The organism is Porphyrobacter sp. SLTP (assembly GCF_009905735.1).
GTDB lineage: Bacteria > Pseudomonadota > Alphaproteobacteria > Sphingomonadales > Sphingomonadaceae > Erythrobacter.
The window spans coordinates 76,446-101,519 of record NZ_JAAALE010000012.1; the positions used below are offsets into that span (position 1 = coordinate 76,446).

The 25,074-nt window shown below is 66.2% G+C and carries 24 protein-coding genes; 13 read left to right on the top strand and 11 right to left on the bottom strand.

The features are described 5' to 3' along the window. Window positions 1-14 precede the first annotated feature (14 nt). Window positions 15-803, top strand: coding sequence for an exodeoxyribonuclease III (locus tag GVM20_RS11405; protein WP_166547350.1), 789 nt, complete (start codon window positions 15-17; stop codon window positions 801-803). A 38-nt stretch (window positions 804-841) separates the two neighbouring features. Then, a complete protein-coding gene (gene ribA, locus GVM20_RS11410; protein WP_353653149.1) occupies window positions 842-1,882 on the top strand; it encodes a GTP cyclohydrolase II in 1,041 nt (346 codons plus the stop codon). Here ribA and GVM20_RS11415 read toward each other — a convergent pair. Beyond that, on the bottom strand, window positions 1,879-2,841 hold the full coding sequence (locus GVM20_RS11415) for a right-handed parallel beta-helix repeat-containing protein (protein WP_166547317.1): 963 nt from the start codon (window positions 2,839-2,841) through the stop codon (window positions 1,879-1,881). The genes ribA and GVM20_RS11415 overlap by 4 nt on opposite strands. A 108-nt stretch (window positions 2,842-2,949) precedes the next feature. Between GVM20_RS11415 and GVM20_RS11420 the strand changes: the two genes are divergently transcribed. From GVM20_RS11420 to GVM20_RS11450, 6 genes are all read left to right on the top strand, one after another. Continuing rightward, window positions 2,950-3,237 (top strand): hypothetical protein, encoded by a 288-nt coding sequence (locus GVM20_RS11420; protein ID WP_166547318.1) that lies wholly within the window; start codon window positions 2,950-2,952, stop codon window positions 3,235-3,237. Between the two features lie 8 nt (window positions 3,238-3,245). Next, complete coding sequence (locus GVM20_RS11425) at window positions 3,246-3,470, top strand: hypothetical protein (protein WP_166547319.1); 225 nt, start codon at window positions 3,246-3,248, stop codon at window positions 3,468-3,470. Between the two features lie 47 nt (window positions 3,471-3,517). Beyond that, complete coding sequence (locus tag GVM20_RS11430; protein WP_234031972.1) at window positions 3,518-4,717, top strand: acyl-CoA dehydrogenase family protein; 1,200 nt, start codon at window positions 3,518-3,520, stop codon at window positions 4,715-4,717. A 144-nt stretch (window positions 4,718-4,861) separates the two neighbouring features. Beyond that, on the top strand, window positions 4,862-6,085 hold the full coding sequence (locus tag GVM20_RS11435; protein WP_166547320.1) for a CoA transferase: 1,224 nt from the start codon (window positions 4,862-4,864) through the stop codon (window positions 6,083-6,085). 94 nt (window positions 6,086-6,179) lie between these two features. Next, entirely contained in the window at window positions 6,180-7,406 is a 1,227-nt protein-coding gene (locus tag GVM20_RS11445) for an acetyl-CoA C-acetyltransferase (RefSeq protein ID WP_166547321.1), read from the top strand. Further along, window positions 7,403-8,254 carry an HTD2 family dehydratase gene (locus GVM20_RS11450; protein ID WP_166547322.1) on the top strand — a complete coding sequence of 284 codons (852 nt, stop codon included), beginning with the start codon at window positions 7,403-7,405 and terminating at the stop codon, window positions 8,252-8,254. Before GVM20_RS11445 ends, GVM20_RS11450 begins: the two co-directional genes overlap by 4 nt. 121 nt (window positions 8,255-8,375) lie before the next feature. Here the strand turns inward: GVM20_RS11450 and ppk2 are convergent, their stop codons facing one another. After that, complete coding sequence (ppk2, locus tag GVM20_RS11455; protein ID WP_166547323.1) at window positions 8,376-9,149, bottom strand: polyphosphate kinase 2; 774 nt, start codon at window positions 9,147-9,149, stop codon at window positions 8,376-8,378. Window positions 9,150-9,251: 102 nt separating this feature from the next. On the opposite strand from ppk2, the gene phhA reads away from it, so the two are divergent. After that, the gene (phhA, locus tag GVM20_RS11460) at window positions 9,252-10,142 is read left to right on the top strand and encodes a phenylalanine 4-monooxygenase (protein WP_166547352.1); all 891 of its coding nucleotides are present in this window, start codon (window positions 9,252-9,254) and stop codon (window positions 10,140-10,142) included. A 106-nt stretch (window positions 10,143-10,248) separates the two neighbouring features. On the opposite strand, the gene GVM20_RS11465 is transcribed toward phhA, so the two are convergent. The 4 genes from GVM20_RS11465 to GVM20_RS11480 form a co-directional block, all read right to left on the bottom strand. Further along, a complete protein-coding gene (locus GVM20_RS11465) occupies window positions 10,249-10,506 on the bottom strand; it encodes a hypothetical protein (protein ID WP_166547324.1) in 258 nt (85 codons plus the stop codon). 84 nt (window positions 10,507-10,590) lie between these two features. Continuing rightward, on the bottom strand, window positions 10,591-11,394 hold the full coding sequence (locus tag GVM20_RS11470) for an undecaprenyl-diphosphate phosphatase (RefSeq protein ID WP_166547325.1): 804 nt from the start codon (window positions 11,392-11,394) through the stop codon (window positions 10,591-10,593). Between the two features lie 213 nt (window positions 11,395-11,607). Next, window positions 11,608-13,785, bottom strand: a complete 2,178-nt coding sequence (locus GVM20_RS11475) for a M13-type metalloendopeptidase (RefSeq protein ID WP_166547326.1) — start codon at window positions 13,783-13,785, stop codon at window positions 11,608-11,610. Window positions 13,786-13,954: 169 nt separating this feature from the next. Beyond that, window positions 13,955-15,751, bottom strand: coding sequence for an ABC transporter transmembrane domain-containing protein (locus tag GVM20_RS11480; RefSeq protein ID WP_166547353.1), 1,797 nt, complete (start codon window positions 15,749-15,751; stop codon window positions 13,955-13,957). 246 nt (window positions 15,752-15,997) lie between these two features. On the opposite strand from GVM20_RS11480, the gene GVM20_RS11485 reads away from it, so the two are divergent. Next, complete coding sequence (locus GVM20_RS11485; protein WP_166547327.1) at window positions 15,998-17,236, top strand: polyhydroxyalkanoate depolymerase; 1,239 nt, start codon at window positions 15,998-16,000, stop codon at window positions 17,234-17,236. A gap of 193 nt (window positions 17,237-17,429) precedes the next feature. Here GVM20_RS11485 and GVM20_RS11490 read toward each other — a convergent pair whose 3' ends face one another. Together GVM20_RS11490 and ung are read right to left on the bottom strand one after the other, a co-directional pair. Then, window positions 17,430-18,215 (bottom strand): enoyl-CoA hydratase, encoded by a 786-nt coding sequence (locus GVM20_RS11490; RefSeq protein WP_166547328.1) that lies wholly within the window; start codon window positions 18,213-18,215, stop codon window positions 17,430-17,432. Then, entirely contained in the window at window positions 18,215-18,898 is a 684-nt protein-coding gene (gene ung / locus GVM20_RS11495) for a uracil-DNA glycosylase (RefSeq protein WP_199799573.1), read from the bottom strand. Before ung ends, GVM20_RS11490 begins: the two co-directional genes overlap by 1 nt. A 147-nt stretch (window positions 18,899-19,045) precedes the next feature. Here ung and GVM20_RS11500 point away from each other — a divergent pair, with 147 nt between their 5' ends. From GVM20_RS11500 to GVM20_RS11510, 3 genes are read left to right on the top strand one after another with little or no spacing between them, the layout of a single operon-like run. Further along, window positions 19,046-19,666 (top strand): ribonuclease D, encoded by a 621-nt coding sequence (locus tag GVM20_RS11500; RefSeq protein WP_166547329.1) that lies wholly within the window; start codon window positions 19,046-19,048, stop codon window positions 19,664-19,666. Between the two features lie 24 nt (window positions 19,667-19,690). Further along, window positions 19,691-20,359, top strand: coding sequence for an LPS export ABC transporter periplasmic protein LptC (gene lptC, locus GVM20_RS11505; protein WP_166547330.1), 669 nt, complete (start codon window positions 19,691-19,693; stop codon window positions 20,357-20,359). Further along, window positions 20,359-20,937 carry an LptA/OstA family protein gene (locus GVM20_RS11510; RefSeq protein ID WP_166547331.1) on the top strand — a complete coding sequence of 193 codons (579 nt, stop codon included), beginning with the start codon at window positions 20,359-20,361 and terminating at the stop codon, window positions 20,935-20,937. Before lptC ends, GVM20_RS11510 begins: the two co-directional genes overlap by 1 nt. A gap of 13 nt (window positions 20,938-20,950) precedes the next feature. On the opposite strand, the gene holA is transcribed toward GVM20_RS11510, so the two are convergent. From holA to leuS, 3 genes are read right to left on the bottom strand one after another with little or no spacing between them, the layout of a single operon-like run. Beyond that, window positions 20,951-22,015: a DNA polymerase III subunit delta gene (gene holA, locus GVM20_RS11515; protein ID WP_166547332.1), complete on the bottom strand. Its 1,065-nt coding sequence runs from the start codon at window positions 22,013-22,015 to the stop codon at window positions 20,951-20,953. Next, on the bottom strand, window positions 22,012-22,512 hold the full coding sequence (lptE, locus tag GVM20_RS11520) for an LPS assembly lipoprotein LptE (RefSeq protein ID WP_166547333.1): 501 nt from the start codon (window positions 22,510-22,512) through the stop codon (window positions 22,012-22,014). Before lptE ends, holA begins: the two co-directional genes overlap by 4 nt. Beyond that, entirely contained in the window at window positions 22,512-25,049 is a 2,538-nt protein-coding gene (gene leuS, locus GVM20_RS11525; protein WP_166547334.1) for a leucine--tRNA ligase, read from the bottom strand. Before leuS ends, lptE begins: the two co-directional genes overlap by 1 nt. Window positions 25,050-25,074: the final 25 nt, after the last annotated feature.

Sequence of the window (25,074 nt, forward strand, 5' to 3'; positions counted from 1 at the left end):
CTAAGTCCGCTGCCATGCTGACTGTCGCCACCTGGAACATCAATTCCGCCCGCCTGCGCGTGGGCCTGATCGAAAAGCTGCTCACCGAGGCCGCGCCCGACATCCTGTGTCTGCAAGAGATCAAGTGCGAGAGCCATCTTTTCCCGGCCGAGGCATTGGCGGCGCTGGGGTACACCCATCAGGCGGTGAGCGGTCAGAAGGGCTACCACGGCGTCGCCACCATCAGCCGCGTGCCGATCCGCGAAGTCACCCGCCACGACTGGCAGGACAATGGCGAAGCGCGGCATATCGGGGTCGAGGTGCTGGGCAAGGATCTGCTGATCGAGAACGTCTATGTTCCCGCTGGCGGCGATGTGCCGGACCGGGAGGTGAACCCGAAGTTCGGCCAGAAGCTCGATTTCCTCGGACGCATGACGAAGTGGGCCGATCGGCTTGACCGCCCGACGCTGATCGTCGGCGATTTCAACATCGCCCCGCTCGAAAGCGATGTGTGGAGCCACAAGCAATTGCTCAAGGTTGTCAGCCACACGCCGATTGAGGTCGAGACGCTGGGGCGGTTTCAGGACGCGCACGGCTGGGTCGATCTCGGACGTCAGCATGTGCCCGCTCCGGCGCGCTATTACTCCTGGTGGAGCTATCGCAATCCGGGCTGGCAGGAGAACGACAAGGGGAGGCGGCTTGACCATATGTGGGCCTCGCCCGACGTCGCCAAGCAGGCGAGGTCGCACCGCGTGCTGGAGGATGCGCGCAGCTGGACGCAGCCGTCCGATCACGTGCCGCTGATCACGGAGTTCGACCTCTGAGCGAGCCGCCCTCCCCGTCCCGCCGCGCGGCGCAGGCGGTGGACGCGCTGCGCCACGGCTGGCCGCTGGTGTTCGCGGGTGGGCCCCAAGGGCCGATAACGCTGCTGCCAGTCGAAACCGCCATTGCCCAAGGTGCCAGCGCGCCGCAGATGCTGATTTCCGCCGCCCGCGCTGCGACCCTGAAACTCGCCAACCAGCGCGAGGCCGCCGTGCCGCACGCGCCTGTGCTGATCGCGGGGGGCGAGGATTTCACCATGCGCGATGCCCTGCCGATTGCCGATCCGGCGCTTGATCTGGGCAATCCCCTGAAGGGCCCGTTCAAGGCGGTGACGCTCGATTGGGAAGAATCGGCCCGCGCCGCGCTGGAACTGGCGCGGATTGCGGGGATTCTCCCGGCTTTTCTGGTCGACCCGGTGGACGCGGGCGAGGCGCAGCCGGTCGCTGTGTCCGATCTTGCCGCCTATTCGGCTGCGGGCGCCCTGCGCATCGTCACCCGCGCGCGTCTGCCGGTGTCGGCCTGCGAGGACGCCGAGATCGTCGCCTTCCGCTCGGCGGCCGACCTGCGCGAACATGTGGCGCTCGTCATCGGCAAGCAATCGGGCGACCGCCAGCCGCTGGTCCGGCTGCATTCCGAGTGCCTCACTGGCGACATCCTCGGCAGCCTCAAATGCGATTGCGGCCCGCAACTGGACGCCGCGCTGCACGCGATGGCGCATGAGGCGCAGGACTCAGGCGGGTGGGGCGTGCTGCTTTATATGCGGCAGGAGGGGCGCGGAATCGGGCTCGTCAACAAACTGCGCGCCTACCGCTTGCAGGATCAGGGCTTCGACACGGTCGAGGCCAACCAGCGGCTTGGCCTGCCGGACGAGGCCCGCGATTTCCCGGTGGCGGCGCGGATGCTGGAACTGCTCGGCGCCCGCACGATTCGGCTGCTGACCAACAATCCAGCAAAGGTCACCGCGCTAGAAGCCGCCGGCATCACCGTGACTGAGCGCGTACCTCACCAGCTCCCCGAAAACCCGCACAACGCCCGCTATCTGGCGACCAAGCGCGACCGGTCAGGGCATTTGCTGCTTTAGCGCTGCTCGTACTGCTTGATCCCGGCGGCCAGTTTGTTGCCTTGCATGACGATTCGCGAGCCCGTCCAGTCGGCGAAGAAGGCGGTCTGGCGGGTCAGGCCGGGCACGAAGCGGGCTTCGTTGTTCACCACCTGAAGCCCGTCCGAGGGGTGGAGCAGGTCTTCGGCTCCCAGCGCGATGAAGGTCGAGTAATTCTCCTTGTCGCGCCCCTGCACGAACCAGTTGTCGGCGATCCGGCCGACGCTGCCTGCGGGCAGATCGATCATGTAATTGGTGGTGCGCCCGTTGGCGTCGTCAAAGCTGTTGCCCTCGATCACGACCTCGGTGGCGCGCGCTTTCAGGTAATGGCCACCCGTGCCACGCTCAAACCGGCTTTCGCGCACAGTGAGCGAGCCGATATCGCCGATATAGAGCGAATGCGCGCAGCCCGCGTCGTTCTCGCAGGTGCCAAGCCCGGTGAAGGTCGAGCGGGTGATGTACACCCGGATCGATGGATCGGCGGCGCTCAGGATGCCCTGCTGGCTGTTCTCGAACCGGGCATAGGCAACATTCAGCGCGCCCGTCTCCAGCCGGATGCCCGCGCCGTTGCCGTCCTCGACATTGATGTTGCTGAAGGTCAGCCCGCGGATTTCGGCGCCCGTGCCGCGCAGCACCAGCGAGCCCTTGCCCTCACACGCGCGGCCCGCCAACGTGACGGTGCCGGGTTCGGCGGCTTCGTAGATGATCACGCCTTCTTCCTGCACCGCGCATTGGCGATAGGTGCCGGGCGCGATGCGGATCGTGGCGCGGGTGTTGCCGATGTCGTTCACCGCGTCCTGCAAGGTGCCATAGCTGCGCCCGGTTTCGACCACGGTGAAGGCACCGGGAACAGGCTGGGCGAGCAGCACGGCGGCAGGGAGCGCGGCAGTAGCAGCGGCAGCGACGAGCGCGGATAGCGCGAGGGATTGATTGCGGGTCATGCGCGGCAGCCTAACCGACAATGGTTAAAGCACCATTTGCCGCTTGGCGTATCCCCCAAGGCTTGGCTAAACCCCCGCCATAACGTCACCGACGAGAGGAACTACCCGATGCGCAAAGCAGCCCCCTTCATCGCCCTTTCTGGCGCCGCCCTGATGCTCGCCGCTTGCGGCAGCGCGGATGATGCCTCGACCGAGGCGAGCGCCGATACCGTGGAAATGCCTGCCGACAGCGCGCTCGCGCCCGTCGCCGAAGTCCCGGTGGCCGATCCGTCCGCCACCGCGACCGATGCGCCTGCGACCGATGCGGCGATCGAAGCCACCACCGAGCAATCGGCCGAAGCCGCCGCCAATGTCGCTGCCGAAGCCTCGGCCGCGGCTGAAGAACCGGCCGAGTAAGCCGCGCCATGCCGCGCTGGCCAATCGCTGTGGGCCTCGCCCTCACTCTCGCTGCGTGCGGGGGCGAGGGTGCGAGCGCGCCGGGCGGGGTCAGCGCGGGCGAGGCCAAGGCGCTTGAGGATGCGGCCGCGATGCTGGACGAGCGCCGCCTTCCGCCCGAGGCGCTGCCCTCGGAAACGCCTGCGCCAGCCCCTGCCGAAATGACAGGCGACGCAGCCGCTCCGCGCAATTAGGCGCGAGCAGGCCAGCCTGCCTTGCTGCCCAAGGATGATTGCCCACCATGAATGCCCCCACCCATCTCGCGGCGCCCACCAATCCGGGCATGGACGAGGACACCTTCGAACAATTCGCCGAGCAGCTGAAACGCTATGTCCGCGAACGGCTGATCCCGGCCGAAGCGCAGGTGATCGCCGAGGATCGCATCCCTGAGGACATCCTCACGGAAATGCGCGAGATGGGGCTGTTCGGCCTCTCGGTCCCCGAAGAGTTCGGCGGCGCGGGGCTCAGCATGACGCAGTACGCGCGTGTGGTGAACATCATGGCCTATGCCGCGCCCGCCTACCGGTCGATCTTCTCGATCAATGTCGGGATGTTCGCGAGCGCGCTGAAGAACGGCGCGACCGAGGCGCAGAAGGCCGAATGGTATCCCAAGATCGCTGAGGGGCGGATCGCCTGCTTCGGCCTCACGGAACCGGGCTCGGGCAGCGACAGCGCCGGGCTCGCGACCACCGCCACGCCTGACCCGGATGGCAATGGCTGGATCCTGAACGGCACCAAGCGCTACATCACCAACGCCCCCCACGCCGAAGTTGCGCTGATCATGGCGCGCACCAACAAGGAAGCACTGCCCAAGAACGCGCATGTCTCCGCCTTTCTGGTGCCGATGAATGCGCCCGGCGTCTCGACCGGCTCGCCCGACAGGAAGATGGGGCAGAGCGGATCGCATATTTCCGACATTATGCTCGACGATGTGCGGGTGCCCGGCGATGCCTTGCTCGGCGGCGAGACCGGCAAGGGCTTCGTCTTCGCGATGAAGAGCCTCGACAATGGCCGCATTTCTGTGGGCGCAGCGGCGACCGGATACGCACGGCGGGCCCTCGATTCGGCGCTGCGTTACGCCAATGAGCGCAAGGCGTTCGGTGAGCCGATTGCCAACTTCCAGCTGATCCAGGCGATGCTCGCCGACAGCGAGATCGAGATCTATGCTGCGGAAAGCATGATGGCCGATGTCACCGCGCGGGCCGACCGGGGCGAGAACATCCTCGTCAAAGCCGCCGCCTTCAAGGTCTTCGCCAGCGAAATGTGCGGCCGCGTGGTTGACCGCGTGGTGCAAATCTATGGCGGCGCGGGTTACCTCGCCGAATATGACGCTGAACGCTTCTTCCGCGATGCGCGCATCTACCGCATCTACGAGGGCACGACGCAGATCCTCCAGCTCCAGATCGCCAAGCATATGCTGCGCGAATGGGCGGCAGCATGATCCTCACCGGAACGGGGAGGGGGACCACCCGCAGGGTGGTGGAGGGGCAGGTGCCGCTGCTCCGAACCGCTGATGACATGAGCAATCGAGGGTGCCCCTCCACCAGCTACGCTGGTCCCCCTCCCCCGATGGGGGAGGATTGAAATGTATAATTTATTGAACGACCTGAGCATCGTCGAAGTCTCCAGCTTCGTCGCCTCGCCCACCGCCGGGCTGTACTGCGCGCAGATGGGGGCGGAGGTGATCCGCGTCGATCACAAGGCGGGCGGCCTCGATTACAACCGCTATATGCTCACCCGCGAGGGGCGCTCGCTCTCGTGGGAGAACCTCAACCGCGCCAAGAAATCGGTCGCGCTCGATCTGCAATCGGGTGAGGGGCGCGAGCTGCTGGTGGCGCTGGCGGCGAGCGTCGGCCAGTGCATCACCAACCTGCCGGAGCGGAGCTTCCTCAGCCATGCGGCAATGGCCGCGAAGCGCGCGGATATGATCAGCCTTCGCGTGATGGGCTGGCATGACGGACGGCAGGCGATGGATTTCACCGTGAACGCCGCGGCGGGCTATCCGCTGATGTCCGGCCCCGAGGATTGGGACGCGGCGACCGCGCCGCCGGTCAATCAGGTGCTCCCGGCATGGGACTTCATCACCGGGGCCTATGGCGCCTTCGCCATGCTGGCCGCGCTGCACCACCGCGACCGCACGGGCGAGGGTAGCGAGGTGCGCCTGCCGCTCGGCGACGTGGCGATCGGCACCATGGCCAACGCCGGGCTGATGGCCGAAGTGCTCTATCGCGGCGGGGACCGCGAGCGGCTCGGCAATGCGATCTGGGGCGCGTTCGGGCGCGACTTCCGGGCAAAGGACGGCGTGCGCTTCATGGTCGCCGCGCTGACGCCCAAGCAGTGGACCGGCCTCGTCAAGGCCTTCGGATTGCAGGACGGCATCGCCGCCTTGGAAGCCGAATGCGGCGTGCGCTTTGCGACAAGCGACACGCCCCGCTTCCAGCACCGCGCCGCGCTGTTCGCGCTGTTCCAGAGCGCGGCGGACGGGATGGATTACGCGACACTCGAAGCGCGCATGGCAGCCGAGGGCTGCACCTTCGAGCGCTATCGCACGGCCTACGAGGCCGCGAATGATCCGGTGCTGGTGGCGAACAATCCGCTGTTCGGCCCCGCGCCCGCGAACCCTTCCGGCTTCGATTACCCCGCCACCCGCTCCTTCGCGAACCTGCCGGGGCAAGAGGCGGGCGACCCCGCGCCTGCGCCCTACCTTGGGGAGCATTCCGAAGAGGTGCTGGCCGAGAAGCTGGGCCTCTCCTCCGGCGCCATCGGCAAGCTCGTCGACGCGGGCACGGTGGCGCTGAGCGACAAATGACACCGCGCCCGTTCGTGTCGAGCGAAGTCGAGACACCTGCGCAAGGCCTCTCGACTTCGCTCGAGGCGAACGGAGGTTTGGAAGGATTGAGAGAATGACCAGAAGAGCCGCCATCTGCACCCCGCTCCGCACCCCGGTGGGCAAGTTCCTCGGCGGGCTTTCCAGTATGAATGCCGGGCAGCTGGGCGCGGTGATCCTCAAGGCGCTGATGGAACGCTCGGGAAGCGATCCCTCGCGGGTGGACGATGTCGTCTTCTCGCAGGGCTACGGCAATGGCGAGGCGCCCGCGATTGGCCACTGGGCGTGGCTCGCGGCAGGTCTGCCAATCGAAGTGCCCGGCTTCCAGCTGGATCGCCGCTGCGGTTCGGGCGTGCAGGCCGTGGCGACGGCGGCGATGATGGTCGAGACGGGCATGGCCGATGTCGTGGTCGCGGGCGGCGTCGAATCCATGTCGAACGTCGAGCACTACACGCTGGCCGCACGCGGCGGCGTGCGGATGGGTGACATGGTGCTGCATGACCGCCTCTCGCGCGGCCGCGTCATGAGTCAGCCGGTCGAACGGTTCGGCGTCATCACCGGGATGATCGAGACCGCCGAGAACCTCGCCAAGGATTACGACATCACCCGCGAACAGGCGGATGCCTTCGCGGTCCGCTCGCACCAGAACGCGGCGCGGGCGTGGGCGGAAGGCAAGTTCGCCGAGCAGCTCGTCCCCGTCGCGATCCCGCAGAGGAAGGGTGATCCCATCATCTTCGATCACGACGAAGGCTACCGCACCGACGCTTCGATGGAGACACTCGGCAAGCTCGCGCCCATCGACGGCAAACGCGATCCGCAAGCCATCGTCACCGCCGGCAATGCCAGCCAGCAGAACGACGCGGCGGCGGCGTGCCTCGTGGTCGCGGAAGACAAGCTGGAAGAGCTGGGCCTCACCCCGATGCTATGGTTCGGCGGCTGGGCGGCGGCGGGGTGCGATCCCTCGCGCATGGGGATCGGCCCGGTGCCTGCAGTGGAGCGGCTGTTCGAGCGGCGCGGCTATAGCTGGGACGATATCGGCATGGTCGAACTCAACGAGGCCTTCGCCCCGCAGGTGCTCGCGGTGCTCAAGGGCTGGGGCTGGTCGGACGACGATTCGCGCCGCGACATCCTCAATGTCAACGGATCGGGCATTTCGCTGGGCCACCCCATCGGCGCGACCGGGGGGCGTATCCTCGCCGACATGGCGCATGAAATGCACCGGCGTGGGGTGCGCTACGGACTCGAAACCATGTGCATCGGCGGCGGTCAGGGCATCGCGGCGGTGTTCGAGCGGGCGACATGAGCGACTTCAGCGCATGGATCGGGCGCGAGACCCGCGCCACGGATCGGCTGGACGAAGGGCTGGCCGCGCGCTGGCTCGCCACCTTCGATCTTCCCCACCCGCATCCGGCGATCATGCCGCAGGGCATCCACTTCGCGCTGTGCACCCCCGAGGCGCCCACCGCAAAGCTGGGTGAGGACGGGCATCCGGCGCGCGATGACAGCCCCGACAGCTTCCTCCCCCCCTTCCCCATGCCGCGCCGCATGTGGGCGTCTTCAAAGATGCAGTTCCCGTCGCCCATCGCCATCGGGGCGGTGATCGAACGCACCAGCAGGGTCGCCTCGGTCAGCGAAAAGTCGGGCGGGTCGGGCCGCCTCGCCTTTGTCGATGTCGAGCATGTCACCAAGACCAACGGCACCATTGCCGTGATCGAGACGCAGACGCTGGTGTACCGCGATCCGGCGACGCCCGATGCATCGCTCTCCCCCCCGCCGCCGGGTGAGGGGACATTCGATCCCGCCGGGTGGGATGCGCATCGCTCCCTCACCCCTGATCCGCGCCTGCTGTTCCGCTACTCGGCGCTGACCTTCAACACCCACCGCATCCACTATGACGCGCCCTATGCGGAAGGCGTGGAGCGGTATCGCGGACTGGTGGTGCATGGCCCGCTGACTGCGAGCCTGCTGCTGCAACTCGCCGCCAGCGAATTGGGCGAGAACCGGCTGCGGACCTTCCAGTTTCGCGGCCTCTCCCCCGCCATCGCGGGCGAGCCGCTGCATCTGGTGATGCGCGCCAAGGACGAAGGTTTCGAACTGGCCGCCTTCGCCAGCGATGGTCGGCAGGTGACGGCGGCTGCGGCAACCATCTAAGCCTCGTCATTGCGAGGAGGGTCGAACCTGTTCGACCGGACGAAGCAATCCATGGCCGGAGCTTGGTAATGCAGACCTCAGGCCATGGATCGCCGCGTCGCTGCGCTCCTCGTGATGACGATTAGACTTCGAAATTCGCAATCGGTTTCAGCACCTTGTACTTCTCCTTCGCGGGCTTTCGGCCCAGCTCGGGGAAGTCGATTGCGTCCGGCTCCGCGTGCGTATCAGGAATCCGCGAGAGCAAGTCGCGCACCAGCGTCAGCCGCCCGCGCCGCTGGTCGTTGAAATCGACCACAGTCCATGGCGCGTGATCAGTGTGGGTCGCCTTCAGCATCGCCTCGCGCGCCTTGGTGTAATCATCGTATTTTTCCCGCGCCGCGAGATCGATGGGGGAGAGCTTCCAGCGCTTGAGCGGATCGTCTAGCCGTTCGCGCAGGCGCTCCTCCTGCTTGTCCTGATCCGCGGCGAGCCAGTATTTGAACAGCAATATGCCGTCATCCACCAGCAGCTTCTCGAACAGGGGCACCGCCTTCAGGAACGCCTCGACCTGCGCCGCGTCTGCGTAACCCATCACCTTCTCGACACCAGCGCGGTTGTACCATGAGCGGTCGAACAGCACGATCTCGCCCGCTGTCGGCAGGTGGGCGACATAGCGCTGGAAATACCACTGGCCCAGCTCCGCCTCGGTCGGCTTGGTCAGCGCCACCGTGCGGCACTGGCGCGGGTTGAGTTCCTGGCGTACCGCAGTGATCGCCCCGCCCTTGCCCGCCGTGTCGCGCCCTTCGAACAGCACCACGACCCGCGCGCCGCTCGCCTTGACCCAGCGCGCCATGCTGACCAGTTCCAGACTGAGCGGCTCCAGCGCCGCCTCGTAATCCTTGCGCTTCATCGCCATTGGCGTCCCTCCTGTTTGTGCTGCTGTCGCAAAGGTAGTATCATCTGCAACGATATGGCCACGCTCGCAGACCCCCAGCCCGACTTCGCCATCCTGCCAGACATGGCGGCGGATGTCTTTACCGCGCCGCTCGCCAAGCCCGCGCACGTTGGCGCGGACTGGCTGGAGCCGGCGCAGACCGCCTACACCGCCGAAGATCACGCCGTGTGGGACGATCTGTTTGCGCGCCAGATGGAGGTGCTGCCGGGCCGTGCGTGCTCGGCGTTCCTCGCAGGGCTGGAGAAGCTCGATCTCGCCCGCGGCGGTGTGCCGGAATTCGGGGTGCTGTCCGAGGAATTGGGCGCGCTGACCGGGTGGAGCGTGGTGCCCGTCCCCATGCTGATCCCCGATCACGTATTCTTCTGGCACTTGGCCAACCGGCGGTTCCCGGCGGGCAATTTCATCCGCACGCGCGAGACGTTCGACTATATCGAGGAGCCGGATGTGTTCCACGATGTCTTCGGCCACGTCCCGATGCTGACCGATCCCACCTATGCCGATTACATGCAGGAATATGGCCGCGCCGGGTGGAAGGCGATGCGCTACAACCGGCTGAAGGCCTTGGGCGCGCTCTACTGGTACACGGTCGAATTCGGACTGATCGAGGAGGCGGGCTCTGTCCGGGCATACGGCGCGGGCATCCTGTCAGGCCCCACCGAGGCGCGCTTTGCGGTGGAGGCGGAAAGCCCCAACCGCATCATGCTCAATGTCGACCGGGTGATGCGCACCGATTACGTCATCAGCGACCTGCAACCGACCTATTTCGTGATCGAGAGCTTTGCCGATCTTTACCGCCAGACAGTGGAGCGCGATTTCGACCGGCTCTACCGCAGCCTTCCGGCCGGGTTCACCTATGCGAACAGCGCGGTGATCGATGTCGACAATGTGCTGCACCGGGGAACGCAGGAGTATAACCTGCGCGGCGGACGCGGCAGTGGGGCTGTACCTATCTAAGGGACTGGCGCCGCAGGCGTCGCAAGGCCGACTGGCCGCCGCGCCTTATGGCTCGAAAGCCAAGGCGGACGGACGTCCACCGCCCGGCGCCTGAGGGCAAAACAAACTACGCTTTCGCGCCGCGCCGGGCGACAGCGTGATACAGCACCAGCGCGACTCCGGTTGCGGCCAGCGCAATGCCAAGGCTGAGGAACGAGAGGCTGCCGATCATCGTGCCGTCATTGGCGATCTCGCCCGCGACCACCGATACCGCCATCCCGAGTGCGACCTGACGCAGGATGGTGCCCGGCGCCTCGGTCCGCGCGAGGATCGAGGCCAGCCAGCCCAGAGTTGCCCCCAACACGATCAGCACCAGCAACGCCATTTTGTCCTCAGTCTCCGTCTTCGCCGACGAGCGGCGGTTCGACTCCCTAACCAGCGGAGCGCCAAGCGGTTCCGGGAAAGTGCTTTATCGCCAGGTCAGCCAGGCCAGACCGGCAAGGCCTAGGACGATGCGATACCAGGCAAAGGGCGCAAATCCGATCTTCGTCACCACGGCCACGAAGATCTTGACCACCACCAATGCGGTCACAAACCCCGCGATCGAACCGATCCCGATCAGCTGCGCATCGTTCATCGTCAGGTTCGCCCCGTGCTTGGCCAACTGGTACACGGTCGCCCCGGTCAGTGTCGGCACGGCGAGGAAAAAGCTGAATTCGGCGGCGGTCTTGCGGTCCACCCCGAAGGCCATCGCGCCGAGGATCGTCGCGCCCGAACGACTGACCCCGGGGATCATCGCGAGGCATTGGACGAGGCCGATCAGCACCGATGTCCGCAACGGCACGCCCGCAACGCCCGGGCCTTCGGCGGGCGGGTTGGCCCAGCGCTCCACCGCCAGAATGGCAACGCCGCCCAGCACCAGCGACCAGCACACCAGCACCGGATTGCCCAGCCAGCCCTGGATCACATCCCCGAAGGCGAGGCCCAGCAGCACCGCCGGGAAAAAGGCCACCAGCAGGTTGCGCACGAAGGACAGCGCGCCTTTTTCGAGCCCGAACAGCCCTTTGGCCACATCCCAGAAGGTGCGCCAGTACAGCACCACGATGGCGAGAATCGCGGCCGGCTGGATCGCGATGTTGAACACCTCCCACTCGTCCTGGTTGAAACCAAGGACCTCGGTGGCGAGGATCAGGTGCCCGGTCGATGACACGGGCAGGAACTCGGTCAACCCCTCAAGGATGCCGAGCAGGATCGCGGCTAAGGTATCGGTCATGGGGGCACCGCATCGACGAGGCGGCGCGGGGTGTCAACGTAAAGAGGTCGCGTCCCATCCAAACCTCGTCACCCCGTGCTTGACACGGGGCTTGGCTTCTTCGGTCCGGGCGCAGCGGAAGAAAGCCGAACCCCGTGTCAAGCACGGGGCGACGATTGAAAGGTTGTGGATGCCAAAAGGCCCGCTCCTTCCGGGAGCGGGCCTTTCTATCCTTTACCAGATGCGCACACGCTCTTCGGGGGGCAGATACATCTTGTCGCCGGGCTTCACACCGAAGGCTTCGTACCATTCGTCGAGGTTGCGCACGACACCGTTGACCCGGTATTCCTCGGGCGAGTGGCTGTCGGTGACCAAGCGGTTGCGGTAATTCGCCTCGCGCTGGGTCGAACGCCAGACCTGTGCCCAGGCGAGGAAGAAGCGCTGGTCGCCGGTCAGCCCGTCGATCACCGGGACGTCCTTGCCCTTGGTCGCGATCTTGTAAGCGCGGTAGGCCATCGAGAGCCCGCCGACATCGCCGATATTCTCGCCCAGCGTCAGGCGACCGTTCACGCAGGTCTTGCCCTCATCGAGCGGACAGAAGCTGTTGTACTGCGCCACCAACCGGTCACCCAGCTTGTCGAACGCGGCGCGGTCTTCGTCGGTCCACCAGTTGCGCAGCATCCCGGTCGCGTCGGACTTGGAGCCCTGATCGTCGAAGCCGTGGCCCATTTCATGCCCGATGACCCCGCCAATCGCGCCGTAATTGACCGCAATATCGTTGGAGAGCGCGAAGAACGGCTGCTGGAGGATACCGGCCGGAAAGACGATCTCGTTCTTCACCGAGTTGTAATAGGCGTTCACCGTCTGGGGCAGCATCCCCCATTCGGTGCGGTCGATCGGCTGGCCGAGCTTGGCGACATTGTCCGCCTGCCCCCACTTGGCCGCGGCCATGCGGTTGGCAATCGGATCACCCGCGGTGATGGCGAGGCCGTCATAGGTTTCAAGGTTCGGGCGATAGCCGATCTTGGGATCGAAGCTGTCGAGCTTGGCGAGCGCCTGCGTCTTGGTCTCCGCGCCCATCCAGTCGATCTCGCCGATGGATTCGCGCAGCGCGAGCCGCAGGTTGGCGACGAGCTCATCCATCGCGACCTTGTTTTCGGCCGGGAAATAGCGCGCGACATATTCCTTGCCGATCAGCTCGCCCAGCAGGCCTTCCGCCTCGCCAATGGCGCGCTTCCAGCGGGGGCGCTGTTCGGGGGTGCCGCGCAGCGTCTTGCCGAAGAATTCGAAGCTCGCGGCGTCAAAGCGCGCGGGCAGCACGGCGGCATTGCCCGACAGGAACTCCTTGATCATCCACGCCTGCAACGTCTCGATCGGGGTTTCGCCCAGCAGCGCGAACATGCCCGGAAGGCCGCTGCCGATCTTGGCCTGCGTCGCTTCATCAAGCTTGAACTTGGCGATTTCCTCCGGCGTGGGCGGCATCAGGCTGACGACGAAGCCGGGGCTCTTCTCGATCCCGATCGCAGTCAGCATCGCGGTGACGGGCACCTTGCCGCCGATTGCGCTGAGTTCGTCAGCGGTCAGCAGGTTGTAGGTAAGGTCGCGGTTGCGGCGCACAGCGCGGTCCCATGCCACCTTGCGGGCGATGGTGTCCTCGAAGGCATAGACCGTCTCGGCCATCGCGGCCGGGTTGGCGTAACCCGCCTCGCCCAGCAGAAAGGTCAGGTATTCCTTGTACTTGGTCTGGATCGCGACGCCTTTTTCGGATGTGTCGAGATAGTAATCGCGGTCCGGCATCCCCAGCCCGCCGAAGCCGACATTGGCGATGTGGCGGTCCGGCTGCTTGGCATCGACGCCAACGCCGCCGCCCACAGGGCTGGCAAAGCCGGGCTCGGCCCACAGCATGGCGAGATCGTCGAGCGTCTTGGCGCCCTTGATCCGCGCGAGATAGGGCTGCGCCGGGGCAAGGCCCGCCGCTTCAATCGCCGCCGTATCGAGGTACGTGCGATAGGTATCGAGAATGCGGCGCTCGTCACCCGAAAGGCTGGCGGCGTCCTTGGCGACCAGCTCGTCCATCAGCGCCTTGACGTCATAGGTGCTCTTTTCGCCCAGCAGCACAAAAGCGCCGATGCGGCTGAAATCGGCGGGGAGCGGCGTGGCGTCGATCCAGCGCTTGTTGACATAGGCGTTGAAGTCATCGCCCGGCTTAATGTCATCGGCGAGCAGCGCGGGATCCACGCCCCAGCTGCCGAAGCTCATCGTCGGCAGGGCGGCGGCGGGTGCTTCGTCGGCAGCGGCCAGCAGCGTGTCGACATCGCCGTGGTGGTCATGGCCATTGTCCTGCGCAAAAGCGGGCGCGGCGGTGAGCGCAAGCAGGCTTGCGCCGATAAGGGCGGCGGTCTTGTGGATCATGGTGTTCTCGAGTCCCTGAGAATGGCGACGAGGTGTCGGCCTGACGTCACAGTAACGTCGCACGAGGGAAAGGGTTGCGCTTTGTCCGGCGCATGTCGTCATTCGTCGAATAGGGCGTGGCGATCCTTGTCCCTCCCCGTCCGGCACGGATGGGGAGGGACGGGTGGGATCAGGCCGCAGCGTCGGCGAATTGCAGCCGGGCGAGGCGCGCATAGAGCCCGCCTGCCTTGCTCAGCGCCTCATGCGTGCCCTGTTCGACGATCCGGCCATCTTCCAGCACCACGATCCGGTCCGCGGCCCTAACGGTGGCGAGACGGTGCGCGATCACCAGCGTGGTGCGGCCCTGCATCAACCCGTCGAGCGCCTGCTGCACCAACTGCTCGCTTTCGGCATCGAGCGCGCTGGTGGCTTCGTCGAGCAACAGGATCGGGGCATCGCGCAGCAGCGCGCGGGCAATGGCGACGCGTTGTTGCTGGCCGCCCGAAAGCTGCGTGCCGCCTTCGCCGAGATAGGTGTCGAGCCCGTTGGGCAGCTTGCGCAGGAAGCTTTCCGCGTTGGCGGCGCGGGCGGCATCCCAGATTTGCTCGTCGGTCGCGTCCCACTTGCCATAGCGCAGATTGTCGCGGGCATTGGCGCTGAACAGCACGCCTTCCTGCGGCACCAGCGCGATCCGCGAACGGATCTCGGCGGGATCGGCGCTGGTCAGCGGCACGCCGTCCAAACGGATGGTGCCCGCCTGCGGATCATAGAACCGCTCGACCAGCTGGAAGATGGTCGATTTGCCCGCGCCCGAGGGGCCGACAATGGCGATGGTTTCACCCGGCTCGATTTCGAGCGTGAAGTCCTTCAGCGCGGCGGTTTCGGGCCGCGCCGGGTAACGGAAGGTGACATTGCGGAAACTGAGGCTGCCGCGCGCAGGCTCGGGCAGACGCTCGGGCCGGGCGGGGGCGGCGATTTCGGGCTTGGATTCGAGCAGTTCAGCCAGTCGGCTCGCTGCGCCCGCGCCGCGCAGCAGATCGCCGTACACTTCGGTGAGCGAACCCAGGGCACCGGCCACAAGTCCGCCGGTCAGCACGAAGGCCGCGATGGTGCCGCCGCTGATCAGCCCGTCAGCCACCGCCAGCGCGCCTCGCCACATCACCAGCACCACACCGCCGAACACCAACAGGATCACCACCGAGGTCATCGCCGCGCGCAGCAGGATGCGGCGGCGCGCGGTCTCGAACGTGCCTTCGACCACGCCGGCAAACCGCTCACTCTCCCGCCGCTCCTGCCCGAAGCTCTGGACGATCTTCATCGCCGAAAGCACCTCGGTGACATAGGCGCCGACGTCCGCGATCCGGTCCTGACTGGAGCGCGAGACCGCGCGGATCTTGCGGCCAAAGAATACGATCGGCGCGATCACCAGCGGGATGCCGATGAGCAGGCCCAGCGTCAGCGACGGCGCGAGATAGACCAGCAGCCCGATCCCGCCGATCGCAGTGAGCGAATTGCGCAGCGCCACCGAGACCGTGGTGCCGACCACATTTTCGATCACCGCCGTATCGCTTGTCATGCGGCTGGAGATTTCCTTGGGGCTGTTCACCTCGTAGAAGCCGGGCGACAGGCGCAGCAGATTAGCCTGCACTTTCAGCCGGATATCGGCCACCACCCGCTCACCCAGCCAGCTGACGAAATAGAATCGCAGCGCTGTCCCCAGCCCGAGGATCACGACGATCATCAGCAGGTATTGAAAGGCGTGGGCGATATCGTCGGCATTGGCAGCGCCCGTGAACGCCTCGTCGATGATGACCTTGAAGCGCCACGGAATCGCCAGCGTTGCGGCCGAGGTGATGACCAGCGCCAGCAGCGCAAAGGCGATCTCGCGCGGGTATTGCACCGCGGTGCCAAACACCATCCGCAGCGGCCCGAGCGAGCGCGCTTTGGGCGCAGGCGCATCTCCTACCACCGACGCCGTTTCGGGCATTGCAGCCGGGACCTCAGCATCCGCCGGGACGTCAGAGGGTTCGCGCTTCTGGAGTTCACCTTGCATGATCGCAGCGCTCTAGCGGGCCGGAGCACGAATTTCACGTGCAAAAAGCGGCAAGCCCACAGGGGCTCTCTCGGGCCGCCCCCATAATTGTGCATTGCACAATGGCCAGCGAAGGCGCATCTGTAGCGGCAAGGTGCCACGGGATAAGGCGCCAAACCGTTCGTCGCCTGAGGTAAATTGATGCTTTATCATGCTTATGAGCTCCAGCGCAGCTGGCTGAACAGCGCCAGCGCGCTCGCTTCGATCAGCGCCGGGATGCTGAACAACCCCTCCAATCCGTTCGGTTATCTGGGCATGGGGCCGATGGTCGCCAACGCGCTTGACGTGTTTGCCCATGCGACCGCGCATTATGGCAAGCCCGAATTCGGCATTACCGCAGTCGAGATTGACGGCCAGCCGCACGCCGTGATCGAACGCGTCGCGCTGAAGCGTCCCTTCGGTGATCTGCTGCACTTCACGGTCGAAGGCACGCCCACAGACCGGCCGCGCCTGCTGATCGTCGCCCCGATGAGCGGCCATTACGCCACGCTGCTGCGCGGTACGGTGGAACGGATGCTGGAAAGCGCCGATGTCTTCATCACCGATTGGGCCGATGCCAAGATGGTGCCGACCGATGCGGGGAATTTCGACCTCGATGAATATATCGACTACCTGATCGAATTCACCGAGCACGTGCACGCCGACGCAAACGGCCCGCGCATTCACATGATGGCCGTGTGCCAGCCTTCGGTTCCGGCCTTTGCGGCGGTCGCGTTGATGAACCTCCACAAATCGCCCGCAACCCCGGCGACACTGACCATGATGGGCGGCCCGATCGACACGCGCGAATGCCCGACGGTCGTCAACAACATGGCGATGCAGCGCCCGATCGAGTGGTTCCGCCAGTCCGTGATCGCCACGGTGCCGCACAAATATCCCGGCTCCGGCCGCCGGGTCTATCCCGGCTTCATGCAGCTCAACGCCTTTATGAGCATGAACCTCTCAAGCCACATGATGAGCCACTACGAGATGTTCAAACACCTGACCGTGGGCGACGATGCCAGCGCGCAGGCGACGAAGACCTTCTATGACGAGTACCGTTCGGTCTGCGACATGACCGCCGAGTTCTACCTGCAAACGGTGGAAGAGGTGTTCCAGAAGCACTCGATCCCCAAGGGCGAGTTCCGCCACAAGGGCGAGCTGGTCGACATCACCCAGATCACCGACACGGCGCTGCTGGCGATCGAGGGCGAGCGCGACGATATCTCCGGCCTCGGCCAGACCAAGGCGGCGCTCAAGCTGACGCCAAACCTGCCCGAGAACAAGAAGCGCTACTATATGGCCGAAGGCGCCGGGCATTACGGCATCTTCAACGGCAGCCGCTGGCGCACCAAGGTCGCGCCGGTGGTCGAGGAATGGATTGCCGCGCACGGGGGATGACGGGCGGCCGCTTTGACGCGGGTTCGCAAGCAATCCTGACAATTTCGTCATCCCAGCGAAAGCTGGGACCTAGGGCGGCAAGCGCGGAAGTATGAGGCCCTAGGCCCCAGCTTTCGCTGGGGTGACGAATGAGGCAGCTAACCACCCTCTCCGAGCCATTCCCACGCCAACACGATCAGCCCGAAACCCGCCGCTAGCTCTGCCCTCTTCCCCGTTCTTGCACAACGGCGCGGCGGGCTTCGACCTCTTCAGGCGCGACAGCTGAGTTGGCGGCGCTTGACCGTTCCGCTTCCAGCGCCAGCCCTTCGCCGAAGCTGTGCGCATAACCATCGTCGATCAGCCGCTTGTAGTTGGCAAGGAACGTCGGATCGATCCCGGCCATGTCGCCCGCCAGCTTGCGCGCCAGCGGGAGCAAGGCGTCAGGCTCGACCACATGGTTGACCAACCCCCATGCCTGCGCCGTCGCGGCGTCGAGGAAATTGCCGGTGAAGGCGAGTTCTTTGGCGCGGCTGATGCCGATCATGCGCGAGAGTTTCTGTGACAGCCCCCAGCCCGGCACGATCCCGACCCGCGCGTGGGTGTCGGCGAAGCGGACATGGGTGCTGGCCACCAGCACATCGCAGGCGAGCGCGACTTCAAAGCCGCCAGTGATCGCCACCCCGTTGATCGCGCCGATCACGGGCTTGCGGCAGAGTTCAATCGCCTTGACCGGATTGTCCGCCGGATCGGTGGCATTGGCGCTGCCAAGTGCCCCTGCCTCGCTGCCCAGCTCTTTCAGATCGAGCCCCGCAGTAAACGCCCGCTCTCCCGCCCCGGTCAGGATCACGGCGCGGACCGCATCATCCGCATCGACCTTCCGCATCACTTCGGCGAGGCGCTGGCGCAGCGCGCGGTTGAGCGCGTTCATCGCCTGCGGACGGTTCAAGGTGACGGTGGCCACGCCATCGGCGACTTCGCACAGGATCACATCGTCACTCATCATAATCTCCAGTCGATTGCTCCGCGCCCATGCTCTTCCAGAAACGCATTGGTCTGACTGAACGGGCGCGAGCCGAAGAAGCCGTTATGCGCCGATAGCGGGCTAGGATGGGCCGAGGCGACTATCAGATGATGTGAGGCGCGCGCGAGGGCAGGCACCCGGCTCGCCTTCTTGCGCGCATGGGAGCCCCACAGGATGAACACGGTCGGCTCCGCCCGCTCCGCCACTGCCGCCACGCAGGCATCCGTCACCGCATCCCACCCGCGCCCCGCATGGCTGCCCGCCAGCCCGGCCTCGACCGTCAGCGTGTTGTTGAGCAGCAGCACGCCCTGCCGTGCCCACGGTGTCAGATCGCCAGCCGCCGCGCGGGGCAGGCCGAGGTCGGCCTCCAGCTCCTTGTAAATGTTCACCAGCGACGGCGGCACCTTCACGCCCGCCTGTACCGAGAACGCCAGCCCATGCGCCTGCCCGGGCCCGTGATAGGGGTCCTGCCCCAGAATCACGCAGCGTACCTCGGGCAGCGGGGTCAGCGCCAGCGCCGCCAGCCGGGTGCCGCGCGGGGGATAGATCTGCTTGCCCGCGGCTTCCTCGGCTGTCAGCCACCCGCCCAGCTTGCGCGCCTCGGGCGTGCTCAGCACCGGCTCCAGCGCCGGGCGCCACGTTTCGGGGATGGTGTCGGACAAAAACAGTTCTCCGTTCGCCTCGAGCGAAGTCGCGAGGCCGGTGCGGGGGTGTCTCGGCTTCGCGCGACACGAACGGGGTAAGGCAGGTTCTTTCTCCGCGCCACTCGCCCCTTCCCCTCTTTCCCCAATCGGCGTAGGGCGAGCGGCATGGCAGTGCATTTTCATGAAGAAGACCTCCCCGCCGGCGTGTTGACCGGCACCACCGATCTTGCGGTCGATACCGAGACGATGGGCCTCATCACCCCGCGGGATCGGCTGTGCGTGGTGCAGATTTCGGACGGCACGGGGAACGAGCATCTTGTGCGCTTCAACCCCGGCAGCCGCTATGACGCGCCGAACCTGAAGGCGGTGCTGGGCGATCCCTCGCGGGTGAAGATCTACCACTTCGGCCGGTTCGATCTCGCCGCCGTGCATCACTATCTCGGCGTGATGGCCGGGCCGGTGTTCTGCACCAAGATCGCCAGCAAGCTGGTGCGCACCTACACCGATCGCCACGGCCTCAAGAACCTGGTCGAGGAACTGCTGGGCGAGAATATCTCCAAGCAGCAGCAAAGCTCCGACTGGGGCGGGCCGGTGCTGTCCGAAGCGCAGCGCGATTACGCCGCCTCGGACGTGCGCTATCTCCACCGGTTGCGCGATGAACTCACCGTGCGGCTCGAACGCGAGGGGCGTACCGCGATTGCGCAGGCGTGCTTCGATTTCCTGCCGACGCGGGCGCTGCTCGATGTCGCCGGCTGGGCCGAAAGCGATATCTTCAGCCACATGTAAGGACGCCCGAGGCACACCCCCGTCATGGCCCCCGCCGAAACCACCATCGAGACATCCGAAGCGCAGGCTTTGCGCAGTCGGCGGCAGACCTTTGCTGCGCCCGGCGGCTCGCATGATCGGCTGGTGCGGTTCCTCGCGCGGGCGCTACCGATGGGCGTGGGCGTGGTTGCGGCGCTGATGATCATCACCCCCCTTTCCCCGCGCGGCGAGGTCAGCTTCCTGCTTGATCGCAACAAGGTCGCCCAGATTGACGAGCGCCTGAGCGTCGACAATGCGATGTATCGCGGCCGCGACAATCAGGGCCGCCCCTTCTCGCTGCTGGCGGGCGAGGCAGTGCAGCGTTCCAGCGTCGAGGGACTGGTGCGGATGCGCGATCTGGTGGCGCAGCTGTTGCTGACCGAAGGGCCTGCCCGCCTGAGCGCGGACGGCGGCGTGTATGATCTGGAAGCCGAGACCGTGACGGTCGACGGCCCGGTCCGCCTGACCGCCTCGGATGGCTATGCCATGATCGCGCGCGGCGTTTCGGTCGATCTCAAGGCGCGCACCATGCAGGGCGATGCCGGCGTTTCGGGGGAGGTTCCGGCCGGGACCTTCTCCGCCGATACGATGCGCGCCGATCTGCCCGCGCGCACGATCACGCTCGAGGGCAATGCGCGCCTGACGATGATACCCGGCCAGCTGAGGATGCCGTGATGGACCAGAATGCCCCCGCTTCCCGCACCCCGCTTGCCCGGCTCGCCCTGATCTGGGGGATCGGCGGCTTTGCGCTGACCGCCGCGTTGGTGGGCGGAATGAGCCTTAACGCGCAGAGCATCGCCAGCCACGATTCCAAGGCGCCCGTCACCTATGACGCGGGCAAGTTCGTGCTGGATGACCGCGCCAATCAGGTGATCTTCAGCGGCGGGGTGATCGTCAATCAGGCGGACCTGCGCATCCAGTCCGACCGGATGCTGGTCAACTTCACCGACGGCGGGAGCCTCGAAATCCAGCGCATCACCGCGACCGGCGGGGTCGTCATCACGCGCGGCGATGAACGCGCCAGCGGCGACAATGCGATCTATGATTTCAACCGCCGGATCATCACCATGGCGGGCAATGTCCGCCTGCGCCGGGGCACCGACACGCTGAACGGCGGGCGTCTCGTGATCGACCTCGCGAGCGGGCTTTCCACCGTGGACGGCACCGCTTCTGGCTCCAGCATCGGCGCGCCCGGTGCACCTGCGGGTCAGGGCCGCGTCACCGGCAGCTTCACGGTCCCGCAAAAGAACTGATCAGGAGGGCGTGCTACCGCTTCGCCGCAAAGCGGGCGATTTCGGCCAGCTCCTGTGCGAGCAGCAACTCGGCCGACTGGCTATTGGCGAGCAGGCTGCGGTGCAGCGCGGTCAGGCGCGGGATGAGCCGGTCGAGCCTAGTCTCGCTGGAACCGCGCGCGGCGGGCAGCGTCCAGCGCTTGAACTGGTTGCCGATATCGCGCTTCTCCTTGAAGAAGATGCCGAGCCGCATTTCCGCGCCCTTGTCGATCTGGTCGAAATTGCCGCGCGGGCCAAGGTAAGCGGCGATCTGCGCCAACTGAGCCGCGCGCCGTTCCAGGGCCAGCGCCACACCGACCGGGTTCAGACCCAGCTCGCGCATCCGCTTGATCTCTGACGCGATCTTGCCAAGCTCCCCGCCCAGCACGGCGTTGACCAGCGGGGCGAACCCGTCCTCCTCGGTCGCCGCGCCGATCGCGGCATGATCGTCGGGCGTGGCGGGGCGGGGGGCTTGCGGATCGGCATCGCAATAGAGCGCGAGCTTGGTGACTTCGGACTGCGCCAGCCGCACATCAAGCCCCGCGCCGCGCGCGATCCGCTCCGCCAGATCGCCGCCGAGCCTGAGGCCAGCCGCATCGGCCATCCCCCGCACGGCCTGCGCCACGTCCTTCAGATCGGGCGGATGGAACATCGCCACCAGCGCATCTGGCCGCTTTTCCAGCAGCTTGGCCGTGCGCGACTTGTCGGTGGCGGAGGTTGCAACGACGATCACCGGCGCCGCCTCGCCCGCCCCAGCCTCGGCGGTTTCGATCAGGAATTGCAGCGCGTCATGGGCATCATCGCCGCTGGCGCGCACCCAGATATGGCGCGCGCCGCCGAACAGCGAGGTCGAGCGCGCTTCGTCGCCCAGCAGGGCGGGATCGCGTTTGAGGTCTGCGCCCGCCAATTCCACCCGCTCACCCGCATCGGGAAAGGCGGCGGCCAAGCGGTTGGCGGCAGCGGTCGCCCCGGCTTCATCCGGGCCGCAGAAGAAGAAGATGCGGGCGGCGAGCGCGCCTTGCGGCAGGCCGCGGGCGAAATCGCTGTTCTTGGCCTTCACTGGCCCGCAGCGGCGCGGCTGCGCAGCGTGACGGCGATCTGCGTCGCCATCCGGTCAGCAACTTCGAGCGCGAGGTTTTCCAGCGCCTTCTGCTCGGCGGCGATGGTGGCATATTCGCTGGACACCACATCGATCCCCGCGTCCGAGCCTGCGGTGGCATCGAGCAGCACCGAGCCTGTCGCCAGCTCCACCAGCTGATAGCGCGCGCGCAGGATCCGGCGTTCACGGCTGATGGTATCGTCGTTAAGCACACCGAGGGCTTCGAGCGAATCGTCGAGCCTGACGTCCAGCCGGTATTGCGGCGTCACCTGCCCCGCGACGCCAAGCCGCGCATCAAGCGCGTTCTTGACCAGCCACCCGCCGCGCCCCTGAATCGCCGGGATATCGACCGCAGCAATTCCCTGTGCCGCGCCCGAACTCGCCCCGCCCGCATACATCGGTGACAGGCCGCAGGCGGTGAGGGCCAAGGGGGCCAGCAGGGCGAAAAGAATGCGCATCAGGTGACGATATTCACCAATCGGTCGGGCACCACAATGATCTTGCGGATCGCAGCGCCATCAACCGAGCGTTGCAGGTTGGCCGAGGCGAGCGCCAATGCTTCGAGCGCGTCCTTCGACGCCCCCTTGGGTGCGGTGACGGTATCGCGCAGCTTGCCCATGTGCTGGATGGCGATGGTGACCTCGTCATCGACCAGCAGCGCCGGATCGACGTCGGGCCAAGCGGATTCGGCGACGAGGCCGGTCCCGAGCCCGTAGGTCGCGCGCGCTTCCTCGGCGAGGTGCGGCATCATCGGCGAGACCAGCACGGCGAGCTTGCGGATCGCGTCGGAGCGGGTGGAGGACAGCGGTGCCTTCTCGACCGCGCCGACCAGTTCGTAGATCCGCGCAACCGCCTTGTTGAAGCTCAGCGCCTCGATATCTTCGGCGACCGCGGCGACGGTCTGGTGAAGCTTGCGGTCCAGCGCCTTGTCGTATTCCGCATCGGCGCCCGCGCCGCCTGCGCTCGCCTGCCCGAACAAGCGCCACAAGCGCTGGACGAAGCGCGCACAGCCCTCGATCCCGGCATCCGACCACGGCAGATCGCGTTCCGGCGGGCTGTCCGACAGCATGAACCACCGCACCGCATCCGCGCCGTGGCGGGCGATGATGTTGTCCGGATCGACGACGTTCTTCTTCGACTTCGACATCTTGATGACGCGGCCGACTTCGACCGTTCCGCCATCGGCAAGCAGCGTGGCACCCTCGGACGAGCGATTCACTTCCTCGGGGCCAAAGAACACCGGCACGCCGCGCGTTGCATCGATGCGGCTATAGGTCTCGTGCGTCACCATCCCTTGCGTGAATAACGCCGCGAAGGGCTCAGCCACGCTGATCTTGCCGATGTGCGCCAGCGCCCGCGTCCAGAAGCGGGCGTAGAGCAGGTGCAGAATCGCGTGCTCGATCCCGCCGATATAGTGCTGCACCGGCATCCACTTGGCGACCTCTTCGGGGTCGAACGGACGGTCGGCCGGCTGGCTGGCGAAGCGCAGGAAGTACCACGAGCTATCGACGAAGGTGTCGAGCGTATCCGTCTCGCGCCGCGCCGCAGCGCCGCACTTGGGGCAGTCGACGTGCTTCCACGTCGGGTGGCGTTCGAGCGGATTGCCGGGGATATCGAAGCTGACATCCTCTGGCAGGGTGACGGGCAGTTGATCCTTGGGCACCGGCACCACGCCGCAGGCATCGCAATGGATGAAGGGGATCGGCGTGCCCCAATAGCGCTGGCGGCTGACGCCCCAATCGCGCAGGCGCCACACGGTGCGGCCCTCGCCCCAGCCGCCGCTTTCGGCGCGGGTGATGACCGCCTGCTTGGCGTCCTCGACGCTCATGCCGTTGAGGAAGTCGCTGTTCACGATCACCCCGTCGCCCGCCTCGGCCTCGCCCTTGAAGGGCTCGTCAGCCTTGGCCGGATCGCTGGCGACCACGCGCAGGATCGGCAGTTCGTATTTGGTGGCGAATTCGAAGTCGCGCTGGTCATGCCCCGGCACGCCCATCACCGCGCCGGTGCCATATTCCATCAGCACGAAATTGGCGATGAAGACCGGCAGGTCCGCGCCCGTGAACGGATGCTTCGCGGTAATCGGCGTGCGATAGCCCAGCTTCTCCGCCGTTTCGAGCGCGGCGGCCGTGGTCGCGCCCTTCTTGCACTGGTCGATGAAGGCGGCGACCTCGGGGTCGGCAGCGAGCGATTGCGCGATGGGGTGGTCGGCCGCGATGGCGCAGAAGCTCGCGCCGAAGATGGTGTCGGGGCGGGTGGAGTAAACAGCCAGCTTGCCGCCATCGGAGAGATCAAACGAAAACTCCAGCCCCTGCGACTTGCCGATCCAGTTCTCCTGCATCAGCCGGACCTTCTCGGGCCAGTCCTCAAGGCTGCCCAAGCCTTCCAGCAAATCGTCCGCAAAGTCGGTGATCTTGAGGAACCACTGGTTCAGCTTGCGCTTTTCGACCTCCGCGCCGCTGCGCCAGCCCTTGCCGTCGATCACCTGCTCGTTGGCGAGCACGGTCATGTCGACCGGGTCCCAGTTGACGGTCGATTCCTTGCGGTAGACGAGGCCCGCCTCGTAGAGGTCGGCGAACAGCGCCTGTTCGTGGCCATAATATTCGGGATCGCAGGTGGCGAATTCGCGCGTCCAGTCGAGCGCGAAGCCGATGCGCTGCAACTGCGCCTTCATCTGCGCGATGTTCTGGCGGGTCCAGCCGCCCGGGTGCACGCCCTTTTCCATCGCGGCGTTTTCGGCCGGCATCCCGAAGGCGTCCCACCCCATCGGGTGCAGCACCTCGAACCCGCGCATCTTCTGGTAGCGCGCCAGCACGTCGCCCATCGTGTAGTTGCGCACATGGCCCATGTGGATGCGCCCCGAAGGATAGGGGAACATCTCGAGGATGTAGCTCTTGGGCTTCGGGCTGTTCGAATCAGCGGTGAACGTCCCCGCGTCTGTCCAGGCACGCTGCCAGCGGTCATCGGCGACGGCAGGGTCGAAACGGGTTTCGGTCATGTAAAATTCTTTCCGAGTGAAGCGG